At 71.1% G+C, this 1,571-nt stretch carries 2 protein-coding genes; both read right to left on the bottom strand.

The features are described 5' to 3' along the window. Positions 1-215: 215 nt before the first annotated feature. Entirely contained in the window at positions 216-926 is a 711-nt protein-coding gene (locus EF918_RS35555) for a ribonuclease HII (protein WP_125652958.1), read from the bottom strand. Positions 927-984: 58 nt separating this feature from the next. Beyond that, entirely contained in the window at positions 985-1,569 is a 585-nt protein-coding gene (locus EF918_RS35550) for a TetR/AcrR family transcriptional regulator (protein WP_125652957.1), read from the bottom strand. Positions 1,570-1,571: the final 2 nt, after the last annotated feature.

Below are 1,571 nucleotides of genomic sequence, written 5' to 3'. Positions count from 1 at the left end.
CGCAGGTCCAGCTCATCCCGGCCTCGGCCGCGGAACGGCGGCGGGACGCGGACCAGGTACGGGGCGGGGGGTCGGCGCGGTGCGGCCTGCGGCCGGGGTCACGCGCGGACCCTGGGCACTCTCGTGAATCTGAGGCTCCTCGGGTATGAGAGGCATGAGTTGATGTCTATCAAACACCGGTACGAAACGTACCGGTCGGTGGCACGTGGGTGCGATCAGAAATCGAAGCCGAGTTGGCCTCCGTTTTCCAGCTCCAGCTGTTCCTCGCTGCGGCGCACCTTCTTCAGGTGCCGCCACCGGGGCAGCGCGTCGAGGTAGGCCCACGACAGCCGGTGGTACGGGGTGGGTCCCAGGGTCTCCAGTGCCGCCTTGTGCACCGGGGACGGGTAGCCCGCGTTGGCGGCGAAGCCGAACTCCTCGCAGCCGCCGCCCGCTTCACCGAGGGTGGCCATCATCCGGTCGCGTTCGACCTTGGCGATCACCGAGGCCGCGGCCACGGCGATGCAGGACTGGTCCCCCTTGATCACCGTACGGACCTGCCAGGGTGCGCCGAGGTAGTCGTGCTTGCCGTCGAGGATCACCGCGTCGGGCCGGACGGGCAGGGCGTCGAGGGCCCGTACGGCGGCCAGCCGCAGCGCGGCGGTCATGCCCAGCTCGTCGATCTCCTCGGGGCTCGCGTGTCCGAGCGCGTGGGCCGTGACCCAGGTCGCCAGCACCGCCGCCAGTTCGTCGCGCCGCCTGGGGGTGAGGAGCTTGGAATCGGTGAGCCCCTCGGGCGGCCGGCGCAGACCGGTGATCGCCGCGCACACGGTCACGGGACCGGCCCATGCCCCTCGTCCGACTTCGTCGACCCCGGCGATGACCTTGGCGCCGGTGGTAGCGCGGAGGGAGCGTTCGACGGTGTGGGTGGGTGCTTCGTACGGCATGGCGCCAGCAAGGTTACGCCGCCCGGGGCCCGCTGCGACACCCCGGCCCGGGCGCTGGTCACGGGCGGAGCAGCGGTACCAGCACCTGGTCGAGCAGATCCGCGATCTCGGCGTCCGACCATTCGCTTCCGCACACCTTCGAGCGGTACATCATCATCGCCGGAATCACATCTGCCACATAGTCGCCGGTGGCGTCGGGGCGGACGTCGCCCCGCTCGATTCCGCGCTGCACAAGGGTCTTTACCTGACGGACCGAGGGCTCCGTGAGCACCGAGCGAATCACCGCATGGAACTGCTCCGAGCTCTCGCTGTCGCATTCGTGAAGAAGTGACCGGAGCGCCTGTCCGGGCCGCGAGTGCATCCCGTCACGCATCCGGCGGCAGAGCAGCCGCAGGTCCTCGCGTACGGACCCCTGATCGGGGATCTCGCCCAGCGGGGGGATGCCGGCGCGGAGCACCTCGGCGACGAGGTCGGCCTTGGAGGACCAGCGGCGGTAGACCGCCGCCTTGCCGGTACGGGCGCCGGCGGCGACGCCTTCCATCGTGAGGCCGTTCCAGCCGACGGTGCTGAGCTGGTCGAGCGCGGAGTCGAGGATCGCCCGGACCAGCTCCGGCCCCCGCCGCCGGCTCACCGCGCCCACCACCC

Source organism: Streptomyces sp. WAC06614, assembly GCF_003949795.1.
In the GTDB taxonomy this organism is placed as follows: domain Bacteria; phylum Actinomycetota; class Actinomycetes; order Streptomycetales; family Streptomycetaceae; genus Streptomyces.
The sequence above is the reverse complement of the archived record's forward strand: the minus strand, read 5'-3'. Positions and strand labels throughout refer to the sequence as shown.

Bases quoted from the DNA above. Each gene is read 5' to 3' on its own strand.
- EF918_RS35555 (WP_125652958.1), bottom strand. From the start codon at position 926: ATGCCGTACGAAGCACCCACCCACACCGTCGAACGCTCCCTCCGCGCT.